The organism is Frigoribacterium sp. R86507 (genome assembly GCF_044597695.1).
In the GTDB taxonomy this organism is placed as follows: Bacteria; Actinomycetota; Actinomycetes; order Actinomycetales; family Microbacteriaceae; genus Frigoribacterium.
Genome location: NZ_CP139002.1, coordinates 2,994,269 through 3,010,658, shown reverse-complemented (window position 1 = coordinate 3,010,658; position 16,390 = coordinate 2,994,269). Strand labels below are relative to the sequence as shown.

Sequence of the window (16,390 nt, the reverse complement as noted above, 5' to 3'; positions counted from 1 at the left end):
CGTGACGGCGGCGTCGGGGCGTGCGCGGGACGCAGGAGGCGCTGGTCACCGACCAGCGCCTCCTGATTTTTGCACGTTCTGCACTCGAGCGCGCACCCCCGTCGCTCAGCTCCGGGTGCGCGCGACCACGACGATGGCGTCGAGCAGGACGAACGCGACGAGGCTCGCCCCGAGCAGCGGGAGGAACACCCCGACCGCGACCCCGGCGGCGACGACCAGCGTGAGCCCCCACCACGGCGCCCGGGTCAGCGCTCCTGCGGGGGCCGGTCGACCGACCAGCGCCCGTGAGGAGCCACCCCGCGTCGGCCGCCGCTGCCACCACATCACGTAGCCGAAGACCACCATGGCCGCGATGCCGAGCGCCGTGGCGACGAGGAGCAGCTGGTTCGGCAGGCCGAACATCGACCCCATGTGGGTGTCGACGCCCCACCGGGCCAGCTTCGCCATGAACGGGTGGTCGGCGAAGTCGGTGCGCCCCACGACCTCGAGGGTCGCGCCGTCGACGGCCACGGCGTCCACCTCGGTCGGGAAGCTCCGCTGGATCTCGGTCACGGTCCACGCGCTCGCGGCGTCCGCCGGCGGCTCGATCTCGACCAGACCGGTGTTCACGTTGACCGTGCGGGCCACGGCCAGCACGGCGTCGAAGGACGCGGGGTCGACGGCTGCCGTGCCGGGCGTCGCGGCACCGTGGTGGCCCGCGTGCGGGTCGCTCGCACCCCCGGCTGCCGCACTCCCGGCTGCCGCGCCGTCCGCGACCGACTCGCCCACCGCCGTCGGCAGCGTCGGTGCCGTCCAGCTGAGCGCCGACCGCAGGGAGGTCACGTTCGCGCCGCCGAACTGCGACCACGTGATGCCGGTCGCCGACAGGAACAGGGCGCCCACCGTCAGCCAGACTCCCGTCGAGGCGTGCCAGGAGGAGGTCCGACGGAGACCCGAGCTGCGCGGTGCCGGCCGGAGCAGGTCGCGGGTCGTCCGGCCCCGTCTCCGGGCCGACCGCCAGCGACCGATCCACAGTCCGAGCCCGGCGAGCACGACGATCCCGAGCCAGCTGGCCGCGAGCTCGCTGTACAGCCGTCCGGCATCGCCCAGCCCGAGGCTGCGGTGCAGGTCGCTGATCGTCGTGCGCAACGGCAGTGCGCCGCTCGTGCCGTACACCGGCAGGTCGCCACGGACCTCGGCGGTGGCCGGGTCGACGAAGATCGCCCGCGTCTGCCCCTCGATCAGGTCGTCGCCGGTGTACATCACCCTCGTGGTGTCGCCGGGCGTGGGGGCCGGTCTCACCGCGACGAGCGTTCCGGCGTCGCCGACGGCCTCGTCGGCCGCGGCGACCTGCTCGGCCAGCGGGAGGGCGTCCCCCGACACCGGGGCGTGCAGTTCGCGGTCGTACACGACCTGCTCGAGGGTCGGCGTCAGGGCGTAGGCGGCGCCGGTCAGCGCCGCCACCAGGACGAACGGCCCGACCAGGACCCCGGCGAAGAAGTGCAACCTGAGCAGCATCGGCGCGAACCAGCCACCTCGCGCGGGCGCGCTCGTCGGGACCGGAGGAGGCGCGGGCCGGTTCGCGGACGACGGCTCGCCCGTCGGGTCCGCCGTCGACGCCGCCGCGGGCCGTGCGTGGCCGGTGGCGGTCATCGGGCGTCACCGCCCCGACGACGCAGCGCGACGGTGAGCAGCAGGACGGCGACCACGCCGACGACGAGGGACGCGAGGCCGAGACCGCGGGCCAGGGAGTCGACGGGGGCGTCGGCGGCCGCCGCGACGACGTCGGTCGTGCCGGACACGTCCGCGGCCGAGGTGTCCGTCGCCGGCTCGGCGGCCGTCAGCGTCAGCGCCGGGGCCGGCGACGAGGGCTCGACGCCGTCCGTGGGCAGCTCGTCCCAGGCGGTCGACCCGACCTCGCAGGTCTGCAGGGTCGGGAAGGCGACGACGTCGCCGGGTTCCCCGTCGACGGGAAGCAGTGCGGAGACCTGCACCGTGTCGCGGTAGCCGTCGGGCAGGGGGACGTCGGCCGTGTAGGTGACCGTCGAGCCGGTGTCGTCGTTCGTCTCGGTGATGGTCCACCCCGGCGCGACCGTGGGCGTGATCGCCTGGACCCCGGCGGGGAAGTCGATGGCGAGCGAGGTCGTGGCCGAGCCGGCACAGCCGTGGCCGACGGCGAAGGTCAGGACGCTGAGGGTGGCGGGGGTGGTCGCCGAGGCGTCGAGTTCGACGTGGGCGGAGGCGGACAGGGGGGTGGTCAGGGCGAGGGTCAGGCCGGCGGCGCCGGCGATGCAGGTGGTGGCGAGGGCGCGGGAGCGCATGGGGAAGTCCTTCGAGCAGGCGTGGCGGGACCACGCGGGTGGCGGGAGGCGACGGACCGCACCCTCGGAGGGCGCAGTCGGACGTCGAGACCGCGCACGCCCGTCGGAGGGTGCGCGGGTGCTAGGTCGTCGCGGCGGCCGGGGGCCCACGCAGCACGCGGGAGGTCGCGAGCCGCAGGGAGACCGGGCGTCGCGGGGCGTCGTCGACGCGGGGCACGCCCGAGGGGCGGTGAGGGATCTCGAGGGCGACGACGGAGGCCACGAGCGTCACGAGTCGCACGAGGAGGGCCCGCCCGAGCTGCCGGACCGCCGCCGTGCCGAGGCGGAGCGACGCGATGGTCACGAGACCGGCCACGACGTGCGAGCCGACCATCGAGCCGTCGTGGTCGCCGAGGTCGCCGGGCATGACCATGGCCGCATCGTGCAGGTGCCCGTGACCGCCCGTCGTCGCCGAGGTGGTGGGCGCTGCCATGGCGCCGGCCATCGAGAAGAGGGCGTGCAGCAGGCCTTGCACGGCGCCGACGGCGAGCACGAGGCGGGGCAGGGTGACCCGGCGCCCGCCCAGGCCGAAGCACGCGAGGACGCCGAGCACGAAGACGAGCAGGAACAAGAGGGGCGGCGGGAACGTCCCGCCCCCGGCGGCGTGGGCGGCGGCCGTCACGCACGTGCCGACGCCGGCGGACAGCACGGCGCGCGCCATGCGCTCCTGACGTCCCTGCACCTGCGTCCTCCCGACGATCCCTCTCACGGTAGTGGACGCGTCGGGCGCGACCGGACCGGGCCGGACCGGGCCGGGCCGGGGACGCCGAAGGGCCCCGCCGACTCGGCGGGGCCCTTCGGGCGGAGACGGTGCCGCGGTCAGCGGCGGCCGAGGCGCCGTTCGCCGGCCGCGCCGGTCTGGTACACGAGGCCGTAGTGCTCGAACACGGCGGGCTCGCGGGCGGCCTCGAGCTCGCCGTCGGTCTCGATCGACGGGGCATCCTTGACGAGCTTCTTGGCGAACTGCACCTTGAGGTGCTTCGGGGCGACGACTGCGCCCTGCAACGGCACGAAGACCAGGCGCGAGCGACCGAGCATGCCGGCCGTCACCGTGGCGAAGGCGGGCTGGTCGGCGGCGGTGTCGAAGTAGATGCTCTCGAGCGAGCCGACCTTGTCGCCGTCGGGGTCGACGACGGGCATGCCGATCCAGTCGCGGATGTTCTCGGCTTCGAACATGGGGTGCCTCCTCTGGCGCGGGCCCCGTCCGGGCCCTCGTCGTCGAGGGTAGTGGAGCGCGTCCCTCCGCGCTCAGGCGGGGACGCGCCCTCGCAGGGCCTTCTCGGCGAAGCCCCGGACCTCGTCGGTGAGCCGCAGGCGGTCGGGTCCGTCGACGGCCGCGAGCAGGGCCTCGGCCCGGTCCGGCTCGAGCCCCGTGAAGGCCTCTCCGATCGTCACCCCGTGCGACGGCCGCGACAGCACGGCGACCCCGTCGCCCGCCCGGACGGGCCCCGCCTTCACCACCCGCAGGTAGGTGCCGGGACGGCCCTCGGCGTAGAACCGCTTGACCCACCGGCTCTCGCCCAGGCGTCGGGCGAACGTGCCGCACGGGACGCGTGGCTTGGTGACCTCGAGCACGAGGGTCTCGCCCACGGCCCAGCGTTCGCCGATCACGGCGCCGGTGACGTCGATCCCGGACGTCCGCAGGTTCTCGCCGAACAGCCCGGGCGTCACCTCGCGGCCGAGCAACTCGGCGAAGTGGGAGGCGTCCTCGTCGGCGAAGACGTACACCGCCTGGTCGAGACCGCCGTGATGCTTGCGGTCGGCCTGCACGTCGGCGCGGAGGCCGAGCGGCCGCACGTGCACGGGCCCGTCGACGGGACGCTTGTCGATCGCGGTCACGCCGATCGTGCCCGAGTCGGGCAGCAGGGCGGACACCCGGCAGACGGCCGTGACGGAGCCGGTCGCAGCGGTGACGGAGGCGGGGGCGGCGGTCATGTCCTCCATCGTGGCGGACGACGCGACCGACGGGAAGCGCCGACCCGCGCCTCCTGACCCCGCGTCCCCCCACCGCCCCACGACGGGTGTCACCCGATTGCGGGCTGGCTGCCCATCGGGCAACCTGCCAGGCTCGCCCCGACGAAAGGGATGACATGGTTCACGGCGGCTACGCGGTCATCGACGTCGAGACGACCGGACTCTGGCCCGGGCGTCACCATCGGGTCATTGAGATCGGCATCGTGCACCTCGACGCCCACGGTGAGGTCGAGGCGTCGTTCGAGACCGTCGTCGACCCCTCGCGTGACCTCGGACCCATCCACGTGCACGGACTCCGCAGCGCCGACGTGCGCGGGGCGCCCCGGTTCGAGCACGTCGTCGACGACCTCTGCGACCGCCTGCGCGGGCGAGTCGTCGTCGCGCACAACGCCCGCTTCGAGGCGCAGTTCCTGGCGGCCGAGTTCGCGCGCCTCGGGTTGGTCTCGCCGCTCGGGCCCGACGGTGCGGGCGCCCTCTGCACGATGAAGCTCGCGCCCACCTACCTGCCCGGTGCCGGCCGGACGCTCGCCGACTGCTGCGCGGCCATCGACGTCGACCTCTCCGTCGCCCACGAGTCGCTCGCGGACGCGATCGCGACGGCCCGCCTGGTGTCCGCCTATCTGCGCATGGGTGACGCCCAGTCGGCCTGGTGGCAGGACTGGGGCCGCTACGCCGCCCTGCAGCAGTGGCCGACGGCCGAGACGCCGCGGTCCACCCCGCACCCCCGGTACGCAGGAGGCGCGGGCGGGGCGGACGACGGAGGCCACGGTCCCGGCCGCGCGGCCTGGCGGTCCCGGCGCCGCGTCGCCCGCGTGCCCGAGCTCGCGCCGGTCCCCTCGGCAGGCGCGGTCCTCTCGGCCTCCGGCGCCGTGACGCCGGCCGCTCCTGCGGCGGTGCCCCCGGCGAGTCCCACGGGCGGCACGCACCTCACGGGCCCGGTCGACCTCGACCTCGACCGCGACGTGTACGGCCTGTCCGTCGAGCCGGCGCCCGCCGAACCGCGGTTCCTCGAGCGGGCGACCGAGCTGCTGCCCCAGCTCGACCTCGACCGTCGGCAGAACCAGTACGCCGCGATGCTCGACAAGGCGTTGTCCGACGGCTACCTCTCGACGGACGAGGCCGGCAACCTCGCGACCCTCGCCGCCGAACTCGACCTCGACGAGCCGTCACGGATCGTGTTGCACGACCGCTACTTCGCCTCGCTCGTCTCGACCGTGTGGGCACGCGACGTGCTCTCCGACGACGAGCGTCGGCAGGTGGACGCGGTGGCCGAGATGCTCGGCATCGCCCCGCACCGCCGCGACGCGGCCCTCGTGCCGTCGGTGCTCGAGCGGGCACCCCGGCCGGCGGACGACGACGAGCTCGACGAGTTCGAGGTCATCGAGGGGCTCGACGAGTCCCTCGGCGCACCGTCCGAGCCCCGCACGCCGAGCCTCGCCCGCCCCGACGTCGGTCCGCTGGCACCCGGCGCGCACGTCGCGCTCACGGGATCGCTCAGTCAGGGCCGGGACGCCCTCGCGCGGACGCTCGAGCGGGCCGGACTGGTGGTCTGGCCGGCGGTCACGACCGAGACGTCGCTGGTCGTCGCGGCGGACGTCGCCTGGCCGTCGGGCAAGGTGCGGAAGGCCCTGCGCTACGGCGTCCCCGTGGTCGACGAGACGCAGTTGCCGTTCGTGCTGGCCCGCTCGCGGCGCTCGCGCACCGCGGCCTGACGCTCAGGAGGCACGAGACCGTTCCTAGAGGGCGGGATCGTCCTCGAGATGGTCTTCGGTGTCGAGTGACGGCCACCCGGGTAGCTGGTCGGGTGCTGTCTCGTCGAACGAATTGCGGGGCATCGGTTCCGTCGGATCAGGGTGCATGGGGGCTCCACTCGGGCCGCCTCCGCGAAGTGCGAGAGGAGGGCGACCGGGGTCTGGGGCTGCCGAGTCCCACCGTACGCGCCTCGGAGGGCTGCGCCTAGCCCACCCGTCAGACGGTCAGGCGCTGCGCCACCACGTCGGACGCGACCTCGACCAACGAGAGCCGGTTCGCCCGGGCGTACCGGCGGATGCGTTGGAACGCCTCGTCCATGTCGACGGACTGCGTGTACGACACGACGCCCTTCGCCTGTTCGATCACGATGCGACTGTCGAGGGCGCGCTGCAGCTGATCGCGCGTGGAGTCGATCTCTCGGAGCGCGCGCTCCTGCAGGATGCTGATGGTCGCCACGTCGGCGAGTGCCTGGGCGGCCGTGGCGTCGTCGGGGTTCAGGATGCCGGTCGTGTCACGGAACAGGTTCAACGATCCGAGGGTCTGATCGCGCAGGCGCAGCGGGATGGCGTGCACCGAACCGTAGCCCGAGTCGCGGGCGAGGTCGGCGAAGACCGGCCAGCGGTCGTCGATGTCGCCGAGGTCGGGGACCGAGACGACCGAGCCCGTCGTGTAGGACTCGACGCAGGGACCTTCGCCGGCACGGAGTTGCAGCAGCCCGACGAGCTTGCTGCGTTCGTTGGTCGAGGCGATCACCTCGAGGTCGCCGGTCGAGCCGGCGAGGATGATGCCGGCGTCCGCGGCGTCGAAGAGGGCCGTGGTGCGCTCGACGAGCATCTGCAACACGTCGATGGTGTCGAAGCCGGTCACGAGCGAGTCCGCGAGCGTGACGAACGTCTGCAGGAGCTGGGTCTCTCTCTCGCGGTCGGTCACGGGCGCCAGCCTAAGCCGTGTCGGTGTCGACCGGGGTCCGGCGTCACGAGAAGTCCAGACGACGAAGCACGATCTCGCTGGCGATCTCGCGAAGCGGCCGCCCGCTCGACCAGGCGTGTCCGCGGATGACGAGCAGGGCCTCGTCGACGCCGACGCCGAGCTGCACCATGACGATGCCCGAGGCCTGGTGCACCTCGCGGGTGAAGGTCGTGGGGAAGAGGCTGTCGTCGCCGGCCTCGAGCGCGTCGAGCGCCCGGGTGAGGACGGCCCGACCCGCGATGCAGGCGAGCGTCTCGGCCTGGTCCACCTCGACGTCGGTGAGTTCACGACGGTCGTCGCTGTAGAGGTCCACCGCGCCGAGGTCGAGTCGGCCGTAGGAGAGGGGGAAGGCCGCGACGCTCGCGACGCCGGCCTCGGTCAGGGCGGCGGCGGCGGCGGGCCAGGCCGTCGGTGGGGTCGTGGCGAGGTCGGACTCGACGACGGGACGGTTCGTGCTGTGCGCCTGCCAGCAAGGGCCCTCTCCGAGATCGAACTGGATCTCGTCCCGACGGGCCGAGAGCGGGTCGCTGGCGCAGACGGCGCCGGTGCCGAGAGGGCCTCCGAGGGTGGACATCGCCGCGCCCGAGACACCGAAGGCGTCGAGGAACGGGCGGCAGAGGTCGCCGCCCGGACCGGTCGCCCGGACGAGGGCGGCGGCGGCGGCCCTCACCGCGACGGGCTCAGCCACGTCGGTTCCTGGGCACGTCGGACGACGACGAGGGCGGTGGAGACGGGTGCACGGGTTCCTCCCCTGGGGCCCCGGGGGCCATCGGGTCGACTCTAGTGGGTCGGGCGGGCCTCGGAAGGGGGTTGGATGACGCCATGAGCGACCCCATCGTCACGCCCCGCGGCTTCTCGCACGTCCGGCTCACCGTGACCGACATCCACCGCAGCAAGGCCTTCTACGAACGGCTGTTCGGGATGCCCCCGGGCAGCGACTTCAGCGACCAGATCGACGACCCGACGATCCACGACGACCCGCAGCGCACCTACGGCGGCTGCTCGTTCACGTTCGCTGGCCAGACGCTCGGGCTCCGACCCGTCGCGCCTGCCGGGGACCGCTTCGACCCCGATCGTGTCGGGCTCGATCACCTGAGCTTCTCGGTGGGGTCGGTCGACGAGCTGCACGAGGCCGCCCGGCGCCTGGACGAGTCGGGCGTCGAACACGGCGAGGTGACGCCTCTGCCGGCGTTCGGACTGGTCGTCCTGTCGCTGCAGGACCCCGACGACGTCAACCTCGAGCTCGCCGCACCGCACCCCGACGGCAGGGCGTAGCGTGCGGGCATGACCAACGACAACGGCATCCCCGACGGCTCGACCGACATCACCGAAGACGACAAGAAGTACACGGAAGACCTGGCCGACGGGTCGAAGCAGGGACTCGTCGACGACTCGGAGGAGAGCGACGACAGCGAGGTCTCGGACGGCAAGGACAGCTAGTCGCCAGGGCCTCGGCCCCGAGATGTCACGACATGCCGCTCACGAACGAACGTGAGCGGCATGTCGTGTCTTCTCGGCGGGCCCGCCCTCGAGCCGCTCCCTCTCCGGCCACGGAAGTCAACCCCCTGAGGCGTTCTCACCATGTGCGGCCTCCGTCCCCCGCGAGGGGGAGAGAGTGACAGGTCCGACCCCGATCACGACCGTCACCAGCGGTCGTCGACGATCCGAGAGGCACGACATGAGCGACGACAAGCGCTACGACGGAGACCCGTCCACCCCGGTCTTCGACCGCACCACCGAGGGGCAGCCGCAGCCCGGCGTCGCCTCGGGCCACGACCACCTGCGCCGCGACGACGCGGTGACCGACCTGGGCGACCAGGTCGGGGCGTACGCCGACATCACGGACCCCGATGCCACGGCCAGCGACTTCAGCGCGACGGCGGCCCCGGTCGTCGTCGAGCACCCGGCCCACGAGTCCACGGGCTCCGGCTCGGGCGCGGCCGACACCGCGAAGGCCAAGGCCGGCGCCGCGAAGGACGAGGCGGCAGGTGTCGCGGACGACGCGAAGTCGGCGGCCTCCGACGTCGCCGGCAGCGCCAAGGAGCAGGCCTCGAAGGTCGCCTCCGAGGCCACAGGCCAGGCCAAGCAGCTCTTCGGCCAGGCCACCGGCGAGCTCAAGGAGCAGGCCGGCGCCCAGCAGGAGAAGGCCGCGGCCGGCCTCCGCCAGGTCGGCGAGCAGCTCGGCTCGATGGCCGACTCGGCCGACAGCGGCGTCGCGGGCGAGCTCGTCCGCAACCTGTCCGGTCGCGCCCACGGCGTCGCCGGCTGGCTCGAAGGTCGCGACCCGGGCAGCCTGCTCGACGACGTGAAGTCGTACGCGGCCCGAAAGCCCGGCACCTTCATCGCCATCGCCGCGATCTCGGGCCTGCTCGCCGGACGCGTCGTGAAGTCGCTGACGGCCGAGGCCAAGGACGAGCACGCCGCCACGGCCGAGAACGCAGGAGGCGCGACGAGCCAGCCCGCGCCTCCTGCGTCGTCCACCACGCCGAGCCGTCTCGTCGGTGACGTCGGCCCCGTGGCCGGCGAGTACGACGTCGTCACCGAGGGCGACGTCCCCGGCTTCGGCACGGCCACGCCCGACACCAGCGTGCCCACCACGTGGCCCGGCACCTCGGGGACGCGCGCGTGAGCGACCCGTTCCGCGAGCCCGTGTCGACGCCGCCCGCACCCGAGGAGAAGGCCGCGACGACGTCGCTCGGCGACCTGCTCACGGGCGTGACCGGCGACATCTCGACGCTGTTCCGCCAGGAGGTCGAGCTCGCCAAGGCCGAGCTGACCGAGTCGGCCAAGAAGGCCGGCAAGGGCGCGGGCATGTTCGGCGGGGCCGGGCTCACGGGCCTGTTCGCCCTGCTGTTCGTCTCGTTGGCGGCCATGTGGGGCCTCGGCTCGCTGATCGGCCTCGGCTGGTCGTCGCTGGTCATCGCGGTCGTCTACGCGATCGTCGCCCTCGTGCTGTTCCTGCGCGGGCGGAAGGAACTGAAGAGCATCAAGGGGGCACCGAAGACGGTCGACTCCCTCAAGAAGATCCCCGAGACCATGACGCCTGGAGGCACCGCATGAGCACCACCGACCAGAACGGCAGCAGCCGTACGCCCGACGAGATCCGTGCCGAGATCGAGCGCACCCGCGCCGGGCTCAGCTACGACGTCGACGCACTCGCCGACAAGGTGAACCCGTCCAGCATCGCCCACCGTCAGACCGAGAAGGTGAAGAGCCGCTTCTCGGGCGTCAAGGAGTCCGTCATGGGGGCGGCGCACGACGCGGCCTCCAACACCTCGGGTGCCGGTCACGACGCCGCGGGCAGCGTCTCGGACGCCTCGTCGGCGGCCGTGCGGAAGGCGAAGGGCAACCCGCTCGCCGTCGGCCTGATCGCCTTCGGTGCCGGCTGGCTCGTGTCGTCGCTGATCCCCGCCACGGACAAGGAGAAGGAGCTCGTCTCCGACGCCAAGGACGCGGCGGGCCCGGCGCTCGACTCGGTCAAGGGTGCGGCCCAGGACGTGGCGTCGAACCTGAAGGAACCGGCTCAGGAGGCCTTCGCGTCGGTCAAGGGCACGGCGCAGGACGCCGCCTCGACCGTGAAGGACGACGCCTCGAGCGCCGCGGGCGACGTCAAGGACAGTGCCCAGCAGTCCAAGGAGAACGTGCAGGGGGCCTGACCTCACCCCGCACGCGTCGGCCCGGACGCAGGAAGGCCCGCCCCGACGAGAGTCGGGGCGGGCCTTCCCGTGTGACGGGACGGGTCAGCTCGCGGTAGGACCGTAGTACGACTCGATCTCCTGCAGCTCGAGGTCGGCGGTGGCCTGGATCAGCTCGAGCAGGTCGGCGTCGAGGCCGGGTGAGAACTCCTCGAGGCGCTCGGGGCTGATCGTCGACGGCACGCCCTGCGGGGCCTGCTCGGTCGCGGTCAGCTCGGTGCCGTCGTTCGAGGGCGACGGGCCGCGGAAGATCTTGCTCGCCTCGCTCTTGCCGTCGAGATCGAAGCTGTACTGCTTGCTCTGCAGACCGAGGTCGAGCAGCTTCTTCACCTCGGGGAACTTCTCGGCGTTGGTCTTCGGGATCGGCAGCAGCTTGTTCCAGTTCACCCCGAGCGACTCGAGCGCCTTGGCGTAGGCGTTCTCGTGTGCCTGGTCGCGGACGATCAGGTACGCGAGGGTGCTGCGGGCGACCGCGTTGTCGGTCATCTCGTAGATGCGGCACTTCTGCAGACGCCCGGTCGACTCGAGCATGACGTTGTAGAGGAGGTCGAGCGGCAGGTTGCCGGAGTTGTAGACGTAGCTGCCGCTCCACGGGTTGCCGACCGAGTCGACCGGCAGGGCACCTTGGGCGCCCACGAGGTAGTGGTGGATGTTGCCCGTGTCGAGCGCGATGTTCAGCGGGGTCGCTCCACCGGCACCGGGGGTGTCGAGCGGGTCGGTCAGCTTGCCGGTGTACTCGGGGCTGCCGTCGAGCAGACGCGAGATGGTCGTGCCGATCAGCTCGACGTGGCTGATCTCCTCCGTGCCGACGCCCTGGATCAGGTCGCGGTAGGGCTTGGCCGACGGGCCCCGGAAGTTCATGGCCTGGAAGAGGTACTGCATCATGGTGCGCATCTCGCCGAACTGGCCGCCGAGCCCCTCTTGCAGGGCGTTGGCGGCGGCGGGGTCGGGCTCGCCGTCGGCGATCTCGTTGATCCAGGTCTGTGCGTGGAAGTACATGGAGCCTCCTCGGTGTTCTGGCGACGCGTTGCCGTCGACCTCAGGCTGCGCCCTCTTCGGGGGGCACGGTCGTGGGCGGGCCACCTTGCCAGGTGACATGTACCCCTCTGTCTGCACCCGCGCCTCCTCGGCGGTGTCGGCCCTCGGCGCGCCCGACGCGTCAGGATGGTCGGATGCCCTCGTCACCCCGCGCCCGTCTCGTGCGTCGCTCGGCCGCCACGGCCACGAAGAGCGACACCCCGCCCAGCCCGATGCAGCGCCCCGGCGCCTTCCGGTTCGGCCTCATCGCGACGCTCGGCGGCGGGCTCGGCGTCGGCATCATCGTCGCCCTCATGGCCCTGTCGACGATCATCGTCTACATCGGCCTGGCGTTCTTCCTCGCACTCGCCTTCGAGCCGGTCGTCCGACGCCTCGCACGCGCCGGCGCCCCACGCTGGGTCGGCGTGATCGTCGCCGTCGTGCTGGTGGTCGGGATCGTCGTGGGCATCGTCGCGGCCGTGGTACCCGCGCTGATCGAGCAGATCGGGCACGTCGTGCAGACCGCGCCCGGCGCCCTGCAGGACCTGTCACGTCAACCGTGGGTGCAGCAGGCCGTCGAGACCGTCGGGTTCGACGTCGACGTCGACGACGCGGTCGGGGCCGTCACGTCGTACCTGCTCGACCCCGACCAGCTGCTCGCCCTCGGTGGCGGACTGCTCGCCGTCGGTCAGGGCATCACCAACGCCGTCACCGCGGTGATCGTCGTCGCGATCCTCACCCTCTACTTCGCGATCACGCTGCCCCAGATGCTGCGTTCGCTCAGCCGCGCCGTGCCGCGCAGCCACCGCGAGAACGTCATGAGCATCTCGGACGAGATCTTCCTGTCGGTCGGCCGCTACGTCGCCGGGCAGGTGGCGCTCGCCGCGGTCAACGCCGTGTTCGTCTTCGTCGTCCTGACGATCGCCGGCGGGCCGGTGCCGGTGCTCTTCGCGACCCTCGCCTTCCTCGGGGCACTGATCCCCGTGGTCGGCACCGTCGTGGCCTACGCGATCATCATCGCCGCCACGATCACCGTCTCACCGGTCACCGCGGTCGTCGTCGGCATCGTGCTGCTCGTCTACGCGCAGGTCGAGGCCTACGTGTTGACTCCGAGGGTGATGTCGAAGGCCGTGGCCGTGCCGGGGGCCCTCGTCATCGTGGCGGCGTTCGGCGGCGGGGCACTGGGCGGCGTCCTGGGCGCCCTCGTCGCGATCCCGATCGCGACGGCCGGGGTGGTCGTCTTCGAACGTGTCGTCGTCCCGAGGCAGCAGCGGGTCTAGGCAGCCGCGGGGTCTGGGCAGACGCACGGCACGGCGCTACCGTGGCCGGCATGAGTGCCGAACGAGTCGACGTCGTCCTGTCCGACCGAGCCACCCTGGCCGCCGTCCGGTGGCCGGGCGACGGGCCGACGGTCGTCCTGCTGCACGCCGGGGTCGCGGACCGACGGAGCTGGACGGCCGTGGGCGACGCACTCGCGGCCGACGGTCTCGATCTCGTCGCCTACGACCGCCGAGGGTTCGGCGAGAGCCCGGCCGCGCCCGACGGCAGCCCGGCCACCCATCTCGGCGACCTCGTCGAGGTGCTCGACCGGCTGGACGTCGAGCGGGCGTTCCTCGTCGGCAACTCGATGGGCGGTGCGCTCGCCCTCGACCTGGCCGTGACCGCACCCGAGCGCGTGGCGGGTGTCCTGCTGATCGGCGCAGCGGTCAGCGGCATGACGGACGAGGACACGCCCTTCGACTGGACGCCCGACCCGGCGTCGGGTCCCGTGATGGAGGAGCTCGACGAGGCGTCCGGCATCGGCGACGTCGACGCGCAGGTCCGCCTGCTGGCCCGCCTCTGGCTCGACGGGCCCGCAGCGGAGGCCGGGCGGGTCACGGGTGCCCCCCGTGAACTGTTCGAGCGGATGAACGCTCGCATCCTCGAGGTCGCCGCGCCGGACGGGGCCGGTGACGCCGGGCTCGACACCTGGAGTCGACTCGACAGCGTGACGGCGCCGGTCCTGGCGACCTGGGGCGCGCTCGACATCCCCGCCGACGAGCCGTTCTACGTCGAGACGGCCCGGCGCCTCGGGCAGGGGCCGGGTCGGGTGTTGCCCGACGTCGCGCACCTGCCGGGACTCGAGCGACCCGGTCTGGTGGCCGACCTCGTCCGCGAGGTGGTCGGCGGCGCCGGGAACTGAGCCGCGCCTCCTGGTCGTCAGACCGCAGGGCCGCCCGGCACGCGAGGGGCCGACGGGTCGACGGGGCCGGCCGGGTCGTCGTCGCCGGCGAGCAGCAGGTCGATGCGGAGCTCGCGCTCACGTGTGTAGACCGTCAACGCCCGGATGACCCAGAGCAGGGTGCGGATGAGGAGCACCCCCAGCGTGACGGCCAGGGCGAACACGACCACGAAGAAGACGGGGTAGAGGACACCGACGAGGGAGAAGCCGTTGGAGAACATCCCTCGACGCTAGGTCACGACCGCGGCCGGGGGCTCCACCTCGCGATGGAGCCCCGGGACTCACTCCTCGGCGTCGGCCGGGCTCTCGTCCGCCTGCGCGGTCTCGTCCATGCGGTCGCGGAGGTGGTCGGCCATCGAGGCCGCCCCTTCGTCGCCGTGGTCGGCCTCGACCTGTTCGATCAGGCCGCTCAGCTTCTCGTGGTCGGTGGCCTCGGTGGCGCCGTCCATGACGGGTTCGGTCTGCTTCTCGTCGCTCATGGACCGGACGCTACGCCCCGGGGGTCCGCGCCGACCGGACCCGCGCCTCCTGCCGTGACCGACGACTCGGCACGGACGTCGGGGGTAGCATGCGCGGCCCGCGACGGGTGGGGTACGCAGGGGCCGGGCATCGGCTGGCAGGCCCGCGCGTGTCGCCCCGCACGTGCCTGGGATGGACCTCTGCCCCACCGGAACGAGGACCACATGAGCACCACGACGCGCACCGCACCCACCCGCACCGACCGCACCGACCGCACCGACCGCACCGACCGCACCGACGACATCATCCGTGCCGCCGCCGACCTCTTCGGTTGGACCGACCTTCACCCCGCCCAGCTCGAGGCCCTGGAGGCGGTGGTCGCCGGACGGGACACCCTCGCGGTCATGCCCACCGGCTTCGGCAAGTCTGCGATCTACCAGGTGGCCGGCGCGGTGCTCGACGGGCCGACGGTCGTCGTCTCGCCCCTCATCGCGTTGCAGGCGGACCAGGTCGCCGGCCTCGTGGGCCGACCCGACGCCCCGCCGGCCGTCGCGATCAACTCGGGCCACACCGACGCCGAGAACGAGGAGGGGTGGAGCCGTCTCGCCGCCGGAGAGGTCACCTACGTCTTCCTCGCCCCCGAGCAGTTGGCGCGGGACGACACCGTCGACCGCCTGCGCGACGCCGGGGTCGCCCTCGTCGTCGTCGACGAGGCGCACTGCGTGTCGTCGTGGGGCCACGACTTCCGGCCCGACTACCTGCACCTCGGCGAGGTCGTCGAGCGCCTGGGCGGCCCGACCGTGCTGGCGTTGACGGCGACCGGGTCGGGCCCGGTGCGCGACGAGATCGTCGAGCGCCTGCGCCTCGACGACCCGCTCGTGCTGAGCCACGGCTTCGACCGACCCAACCTCGCCCTCGAGGTCGTGCGGCACGAGGACGACGACGAGAAGGCCCGCGCCGTGGTCGAGCAGGTGGCGGCCTCGACCACGCCGGGCATCGTCTACGTGGCCACCCGCAAGGCGACCGAGCACTACGCCGCGGCCATCGCCGAGCGCTGCCCCGACCGCACCGTCGTGGGCTACCACGGCGGTCAACGGTCGGCCGAGCGGGGAGAGCTGCACGAGCGGTTCCACGCGGGCCAGGTCGACGTGGTCGTGGCGACGAGCGCGTTCGGCATGGGCATCGACAAGCCCGACGTCCGGTTCGTCGTGCACGCCGACGTGCCCGACTCGCTCGACTCGTACTACCAGGAGATCGGTCGGGCCGGGCGGGACGGCGACCCCGCCACCGCGACCCTGCACTACCGGCCCGAGGACCTGTCGCTGCGGTCGTTCTTCGCCTCGGGACTGCCCGGGCGCGCGGACCTGCGGGGCGTCTTCACCGCGCTGTCGGCGGCCGGTCGGCCGGTCCGGCGGTCGGAGGTGTCGGACCAGCTGGCACTCGGTGCCCGGACGGTCTCGCGCCTCGTCGACCTGCTGCTCGAGGGCGGCGCCCTGTCCGAGTCGTCGAAGGGGTTCGAGCCGGTCGACGGGTTCGACGCCCGGAGCGCGGCCGAGGCGGCGCGCGGGGTCGCCGAGACGCGCGACCGGGTCGAGCGCTCGCGCATCGAGATGATGCGCACCTTCGCCGAGGCTCCCGGCTGCCGACGGCACTTCCTGCTCGGCTACTTCGGCGAGGAGTCGCCCGAGCGCTGCGGCAACTGCGACGGCTGCCGGGCCGCCGAGAAGGCGGGAGACCCCGAGGAGGCGCACCAGGGCGGGCAGGACGACGTCACCGACACCGCGCCTCCCGCGTTCGCTACCGACGCCCGCGTCGTGCACGCGACCTGGGGTGAGGGCACCGTCATGAGCACGGACTCCGACCGCATGACGGTGTTCTTCGAGAGCGAGGGCTACAAGGTGCTGGCCGTCGCCGACGTGCTCGCGCACGAGTTGCTGACGCCGGCCTGACCCGTCCGGCGGGAC

General features: G+C 73.0%; 19 protein-coding genes. 9 read left to right on the top strand and 10 right to left on the bottom strand.

Going from position 1 to position 16,390, the window contains the following annotated elements; translation table 11 throughout:
• Positions 1-105 precede the first annotated feature (105 nt).
• The 5 genes from SJY14_RS14225 to SJY14_RS14205 form a co-directional block, all read right to left on the bottom strand.
• Positions 106-1,632, bottom strand: a complete 1,527-nt coding sequence (locus SJY14_RS14225) for a PepSY-associated TM helix domain-containing protein (RefSeq protein ID WP_396599212.1) — start codon at positions 1,630-1,632, stop codon at positions 106-108.
• Positions 1,629-2,300, bottom strand: coding sequence for a YcnI family protein (locus SJY14_RS14220; RefSeq protein ID WP_071254991.1), 672 nt, complete (start codon positions 2,298-2,300; stop codon positions 1,629-1,631). Before SJY14_RS14220 ends, SJY14_RS14225 begins: the two co-directional genes overlap by 4 nt.
• A 121-nt stretch (positions 2,301-2,421) precedes the next feature.
• Positions 2,422-3,000: a hypothetical protein gene (locus SJY14_RS14215; RefSeq protein WP_083396177.1), complete on the bottom strand. Its 579-nt coding sequence runs from the start codon at positions 2,998-3,000 to the stop codon at positions 2,422-2,424.
• Positions 3,001-3,158: 158 nt separating this feature from the next.
• Positions 3,159-3,515, bottom strand: a complete 357-nt coding sequence (locus SJY14_RS14210) for a PRC-barrel domain-containing protein (RefSeq protein WP_055970943.1) — start codon at positions 3,513-3,515, stop codon at positions 3,159-3,161.
• 72 nt (positions 3,516-3,587) lie between these two features.
• A complete protein-coding gene (locus SJY14_RS14205) occupies positions 3,588-4,274 on the bottom strand; it encodes an MOSC domain-containing protein (protein WP_071255296.1) in 687 nt (228 codons plus the stop codon).
• A gap of 155 nt (positions 4,275-4,429) precedes the next feature.
• Between SJY14_RS14205 and SJY14_RS14200 the strand changes: the two genes are divergently transcribed.
• Positions 4,430-6,025, top strand: coding sequence for an exonuclease domain-containing protein (locus tag SJY14_RS14200; protein WP_396599211.1), 1,596 nt, complete (start codon positions 4,430-4,432; stop codon positions 6,023-6,025).
• Positions 6,026-6,281: 256 nt separating this feature from the next.
• On the opposite strand, the gene SJY14_RS14195 is transcribed toward SJY14_RS14200, so the two are convergent.
• Positions 6,282-6,995, bottom strand: coding sequence for a GAF and ANTAR domain-containing protein (locus SJY14_RS14195; RefSeq protein WP_071254994.1), 714 nt, complete (start codon positions 6,993-6,995; stop codon positions 6,282-6,284).
• Positions 6,996-7,038: 43 nt separating this feature from the next.
• Complete coding sequence (locus SJY14_RS14190) at positions 7,039-7,722, bottom strand: GAF and ANTAR domain-containing protein (protein WP_255364165.1); 684 nt, start codon at positions 7,720-7,722, stop codon at positions 7,039-7,041.
• 134 nt (positions 7,723-7,856) lie between these two features.
• On the opposite strand from SJY14_RS14190, the gene SJY14_RS14185 reads away from it, so the two are divergent.
• The 5 genes from SJY14_RS14185 (at position 7,857) to SJY14_RS14165 (ending at position 10,690) form a co-directional block, all read left to right on the top strand.
• Positions 7,857-8,309, top strand: coding sequence for a VOC family protein (locus SJY14_RS14185; protein ID WP_071254995.1), 453 nt, complete (start codon positions 7,857-7,859; stop codon positions 8,307-8,309).
• A gap of 9 nt (positions 8,310-8,318) precedes the next feature.
• Positions 8,319-8,474 carry a hypothetical protein gene (locus SJY14_RS14180; RefSeq protein WP_157485592.1) on the top strand — a complete coding sequence of 52 codons (156 nt, stop codon included), beginning with the start codon at positions 8,319-8,321 and terminating at the stop codon, positions 8,472-8,474.
• A 238-nt stretch (positions 8,475-8,712) separates the two neighbouring features.
• Positions 8,713-9,663: a hypothetical protein gene (locus SJY14_RS14175; protein WP_071254997.1), complete on the top strand. Its 951-nt coding sequence runs from the start codon at positions 8,713-8,715 to the stop codon at positions 9,661-9,663.
• Positions 9,660-10,094, top strand: coding sequence for a phage holin family protein (locus tag SJY14_RS14170; protein WP_255364166.1), 435 nt, complete (start codon positions 9,660-9,662; stop codon positions 10,092-10,094). Before SJY14_RS14175 ends, SJY14_RS14170 begins: the two co-directional genes overlap by 4 nt.
• Complete coding sequence (locus SJY14_RS14165) at positions 10,091-10,690, top strand: DUF3618 domain-containing protein (protein ID WP_071254998.1); 600 nt, start codon at positions 10,091-10,093, stop codon at positions 10,688-10,690. The genes SJY14_RS14170 and SJY14_RS14165 overlap by 4 nt, the downstream gene beginning before the upstream one ends.
• Before the next feature lie 84 nt (positions 10,691-10,774).
• Here the strand turns inward: SJY14_RS14165 and SJY14_RS14160 are convergent, their stop codons facing one another.
• The gene (locus SJY14_RS14160) at positions 10,775-11,728 is read right to left on the bottom strand and encodes a manganese catalase family protein (protein WP_054146268.1); all 954 of its coding nucleotides are present in this window, start codon (positions 11,726-11,728) and stop codon (positions 10,775-10,777) included.
• A gap of 173 nt (positions 11,729-11,901) precedes the next feature.
• On the opposite strand from SJY14_RS14160, the gene SJY14_RS14155 reads away from it, so the two are divergent.
• Together SJY14_RS14155 and SJY14_RS14150 are read left to right on the top strand one after the other, a co-directional pair.
• Positions 11,902-13,026, top strand: a complete 1,125-nt coding sequence (locus tag SJY14_RS14155; protein ID WP_083396178.1) for an AI-2E family transporter — start codon at positions 11,902-11,904, stop codon at positions 13,024-13,026.
• A 50-nt stretch (positions 13,027-13,076) separates the two neighbouring features.
• Positions 13,077-13,928, top strand: coding sequence for an alpha/beta fold hydrolase (locus SJY14_RS14150; protein WP_071255000.1), 852 nt, complete (start codon positions 13,077-13,079; stop codon positions 13,926-13,928).
• A 17-nt stretch (positions 13,929-13,945) separates the two neighbouring features.
• On the opposite strand, the gene SJY14_RS14145 is transcribed toward SJY14_RS14150, so the two are convergent.
• Both SJY14_RS14145 and SJY14_RS14140 read right to left on the bottom strand, forming a co-directional pair.
• Positions 13,946-14,188, bottom strand: a complete 243-nt coding sequence (locus tag SJY14_RS14145) for a hypothetical protein (protein WP_071255002.1) — start codon at positions 14,186-14,188, stop codon at positions 13,946-13,948.
• A gap of 60 nt (positions 14,189-14,248) precedes the next feature.
• Positions 14,249-14,446, bottom strand: coding sequence for a hypothetical protein (locus SJY14_RS14140; protein WP_054146271.1), 198 nt, complete (start codon positions 14,444-14,446; stop codon positions 14,249-14,251).
• 204 nt (positions 14,447-14,650) lie between these two features.
• Between SJY14_RS14140 and SJY14_RS14135 the strand changes: the two genes are divergently transcribed.
• Positions 14,651-16,375, top strand: coding sequence for a RecQ family ATP-dependent DNA helicase (locus SJY14_RS14135; protein ID WP_396599210.1), 1,725 nt, complete (start codon positions 14,651-14,653; stop codon positions 16,373-16,375).
• The last annotated feature ends 15 nt before the right edge of the window (positions 16,376-16,390 follow it).

Bases quoted from the DNA above. Each gene is read 5' to 3' on its own strand.
- SJY14_RS14140 (WP_054146271.1), bottom strand. From the start codon at position 14,446: ATGAGCGACGAGAAGCAGACCGAACCCGTCATGGACGGCGCCACCGAG.
- SJY14_RS14155 (WP_083396178.1), top strand. From the start codon at position 11,902: ATGCCCTCGTCACCCCGCGCCCGTCTCGTGCGTCGCTCGGCCGCCACG.
- SJY14_RS14150 (WP_071255000.1), top strand. From the start codon at position 13,077: ATGAGTGCCGAACGAGTCGACGTCGTCCTGTCCGACCGAGCCACCCTG.
- SJY14_RS14165 (WP_071254998.1), top strand. From the start codon at position 10,091: ATGAGCACCACCGACCAGAACGGCAGCAGCCGTACGCCCGACGAGATC.
- SJY14_RS14135 (WP_396599210.1), top strand. From the start codon at position 14,651: ATGAGCACCACGACGCGCACCGCACCCACCCGCACCGACCGCACCGAC.
- SJY14_RS14205 (WP_071255296.1), bottom strand. From the start codon at position 4,274: ATGACCGCCGCCCCCGCCTCCGTCACCGCTGCGACCGGCTCCGTCACG.
- SJY14_RS14225 (WP_396599212.1), bottom strand. From the start codon at position 1,632: ATGACCGCCACCGGCCACGCACGGCCCGCGGCGGCGTCGACGGCGGAC.
- SJY14_RS14175 (WP_071254997.1), top strand. From the start codon at position 8,713: ATGAGCGACGACAAGCGCTACGACGGAGACCCGTCCACCCCGGTCTTC.
- SJY14_RS14160 (WP_054146268.1), bottom strand. From the start codon at position 11,728: ATGTACTTCCACGCACAGACCTGGATCAACGAGATCGCCGACGGCGAG.
- SJY14_RS14220 (WP_071254991.1), bottom strand. From the start codon at position 2,300: ATGCGCTCCCGCGCCCTCGCCACCACCTGCATCGCCGGCGCCGCCGGC.
- SJY14_RS14210 (WP_055970943.1), bottom strand. From the start codon at position 3,515: ATGTTCGAAGCCGAGAACATCCGCGACTGGATCGGCATGCCCGTCGTC.
- SJY14_RS14180 (WP_157485592.1), top strand. From the start codon at position 8,319: ATGACCAACGACAACGGCATCCCCGACGGCTCGACCGACATCACCGAA.
- SJY14_RS14185 (WP_071254995.1), top strand. From the start codon at position 7,857: ATGAGCGACCCCATCGTCACGCCCCGCGGCTTCTCGCACGTCCGGCTC.
- SJY14_RS14200 (WP_396599211.1), top strand. From the start codon at position 4,430: ATGGTTCACGGCGGCTACGCGGTCATCGACGTCGAGACGACCGGACTC.
- SJY14_RS14215 (WP_083396177.1), bottom strand. From the start codon at position 3,000: ATGGCGCGCGCCGTGCTGTCCGCCGGCGTCGGCACGTGCGTGACGGCC.
- SJY14_RS14145 (WP_071255002.1), bottom strand. From the start codon at position 14,188: ATGTTCTCCAACGGCTTCTCCCTCGTCGGTGTCCTCTACCCCGTCTTC.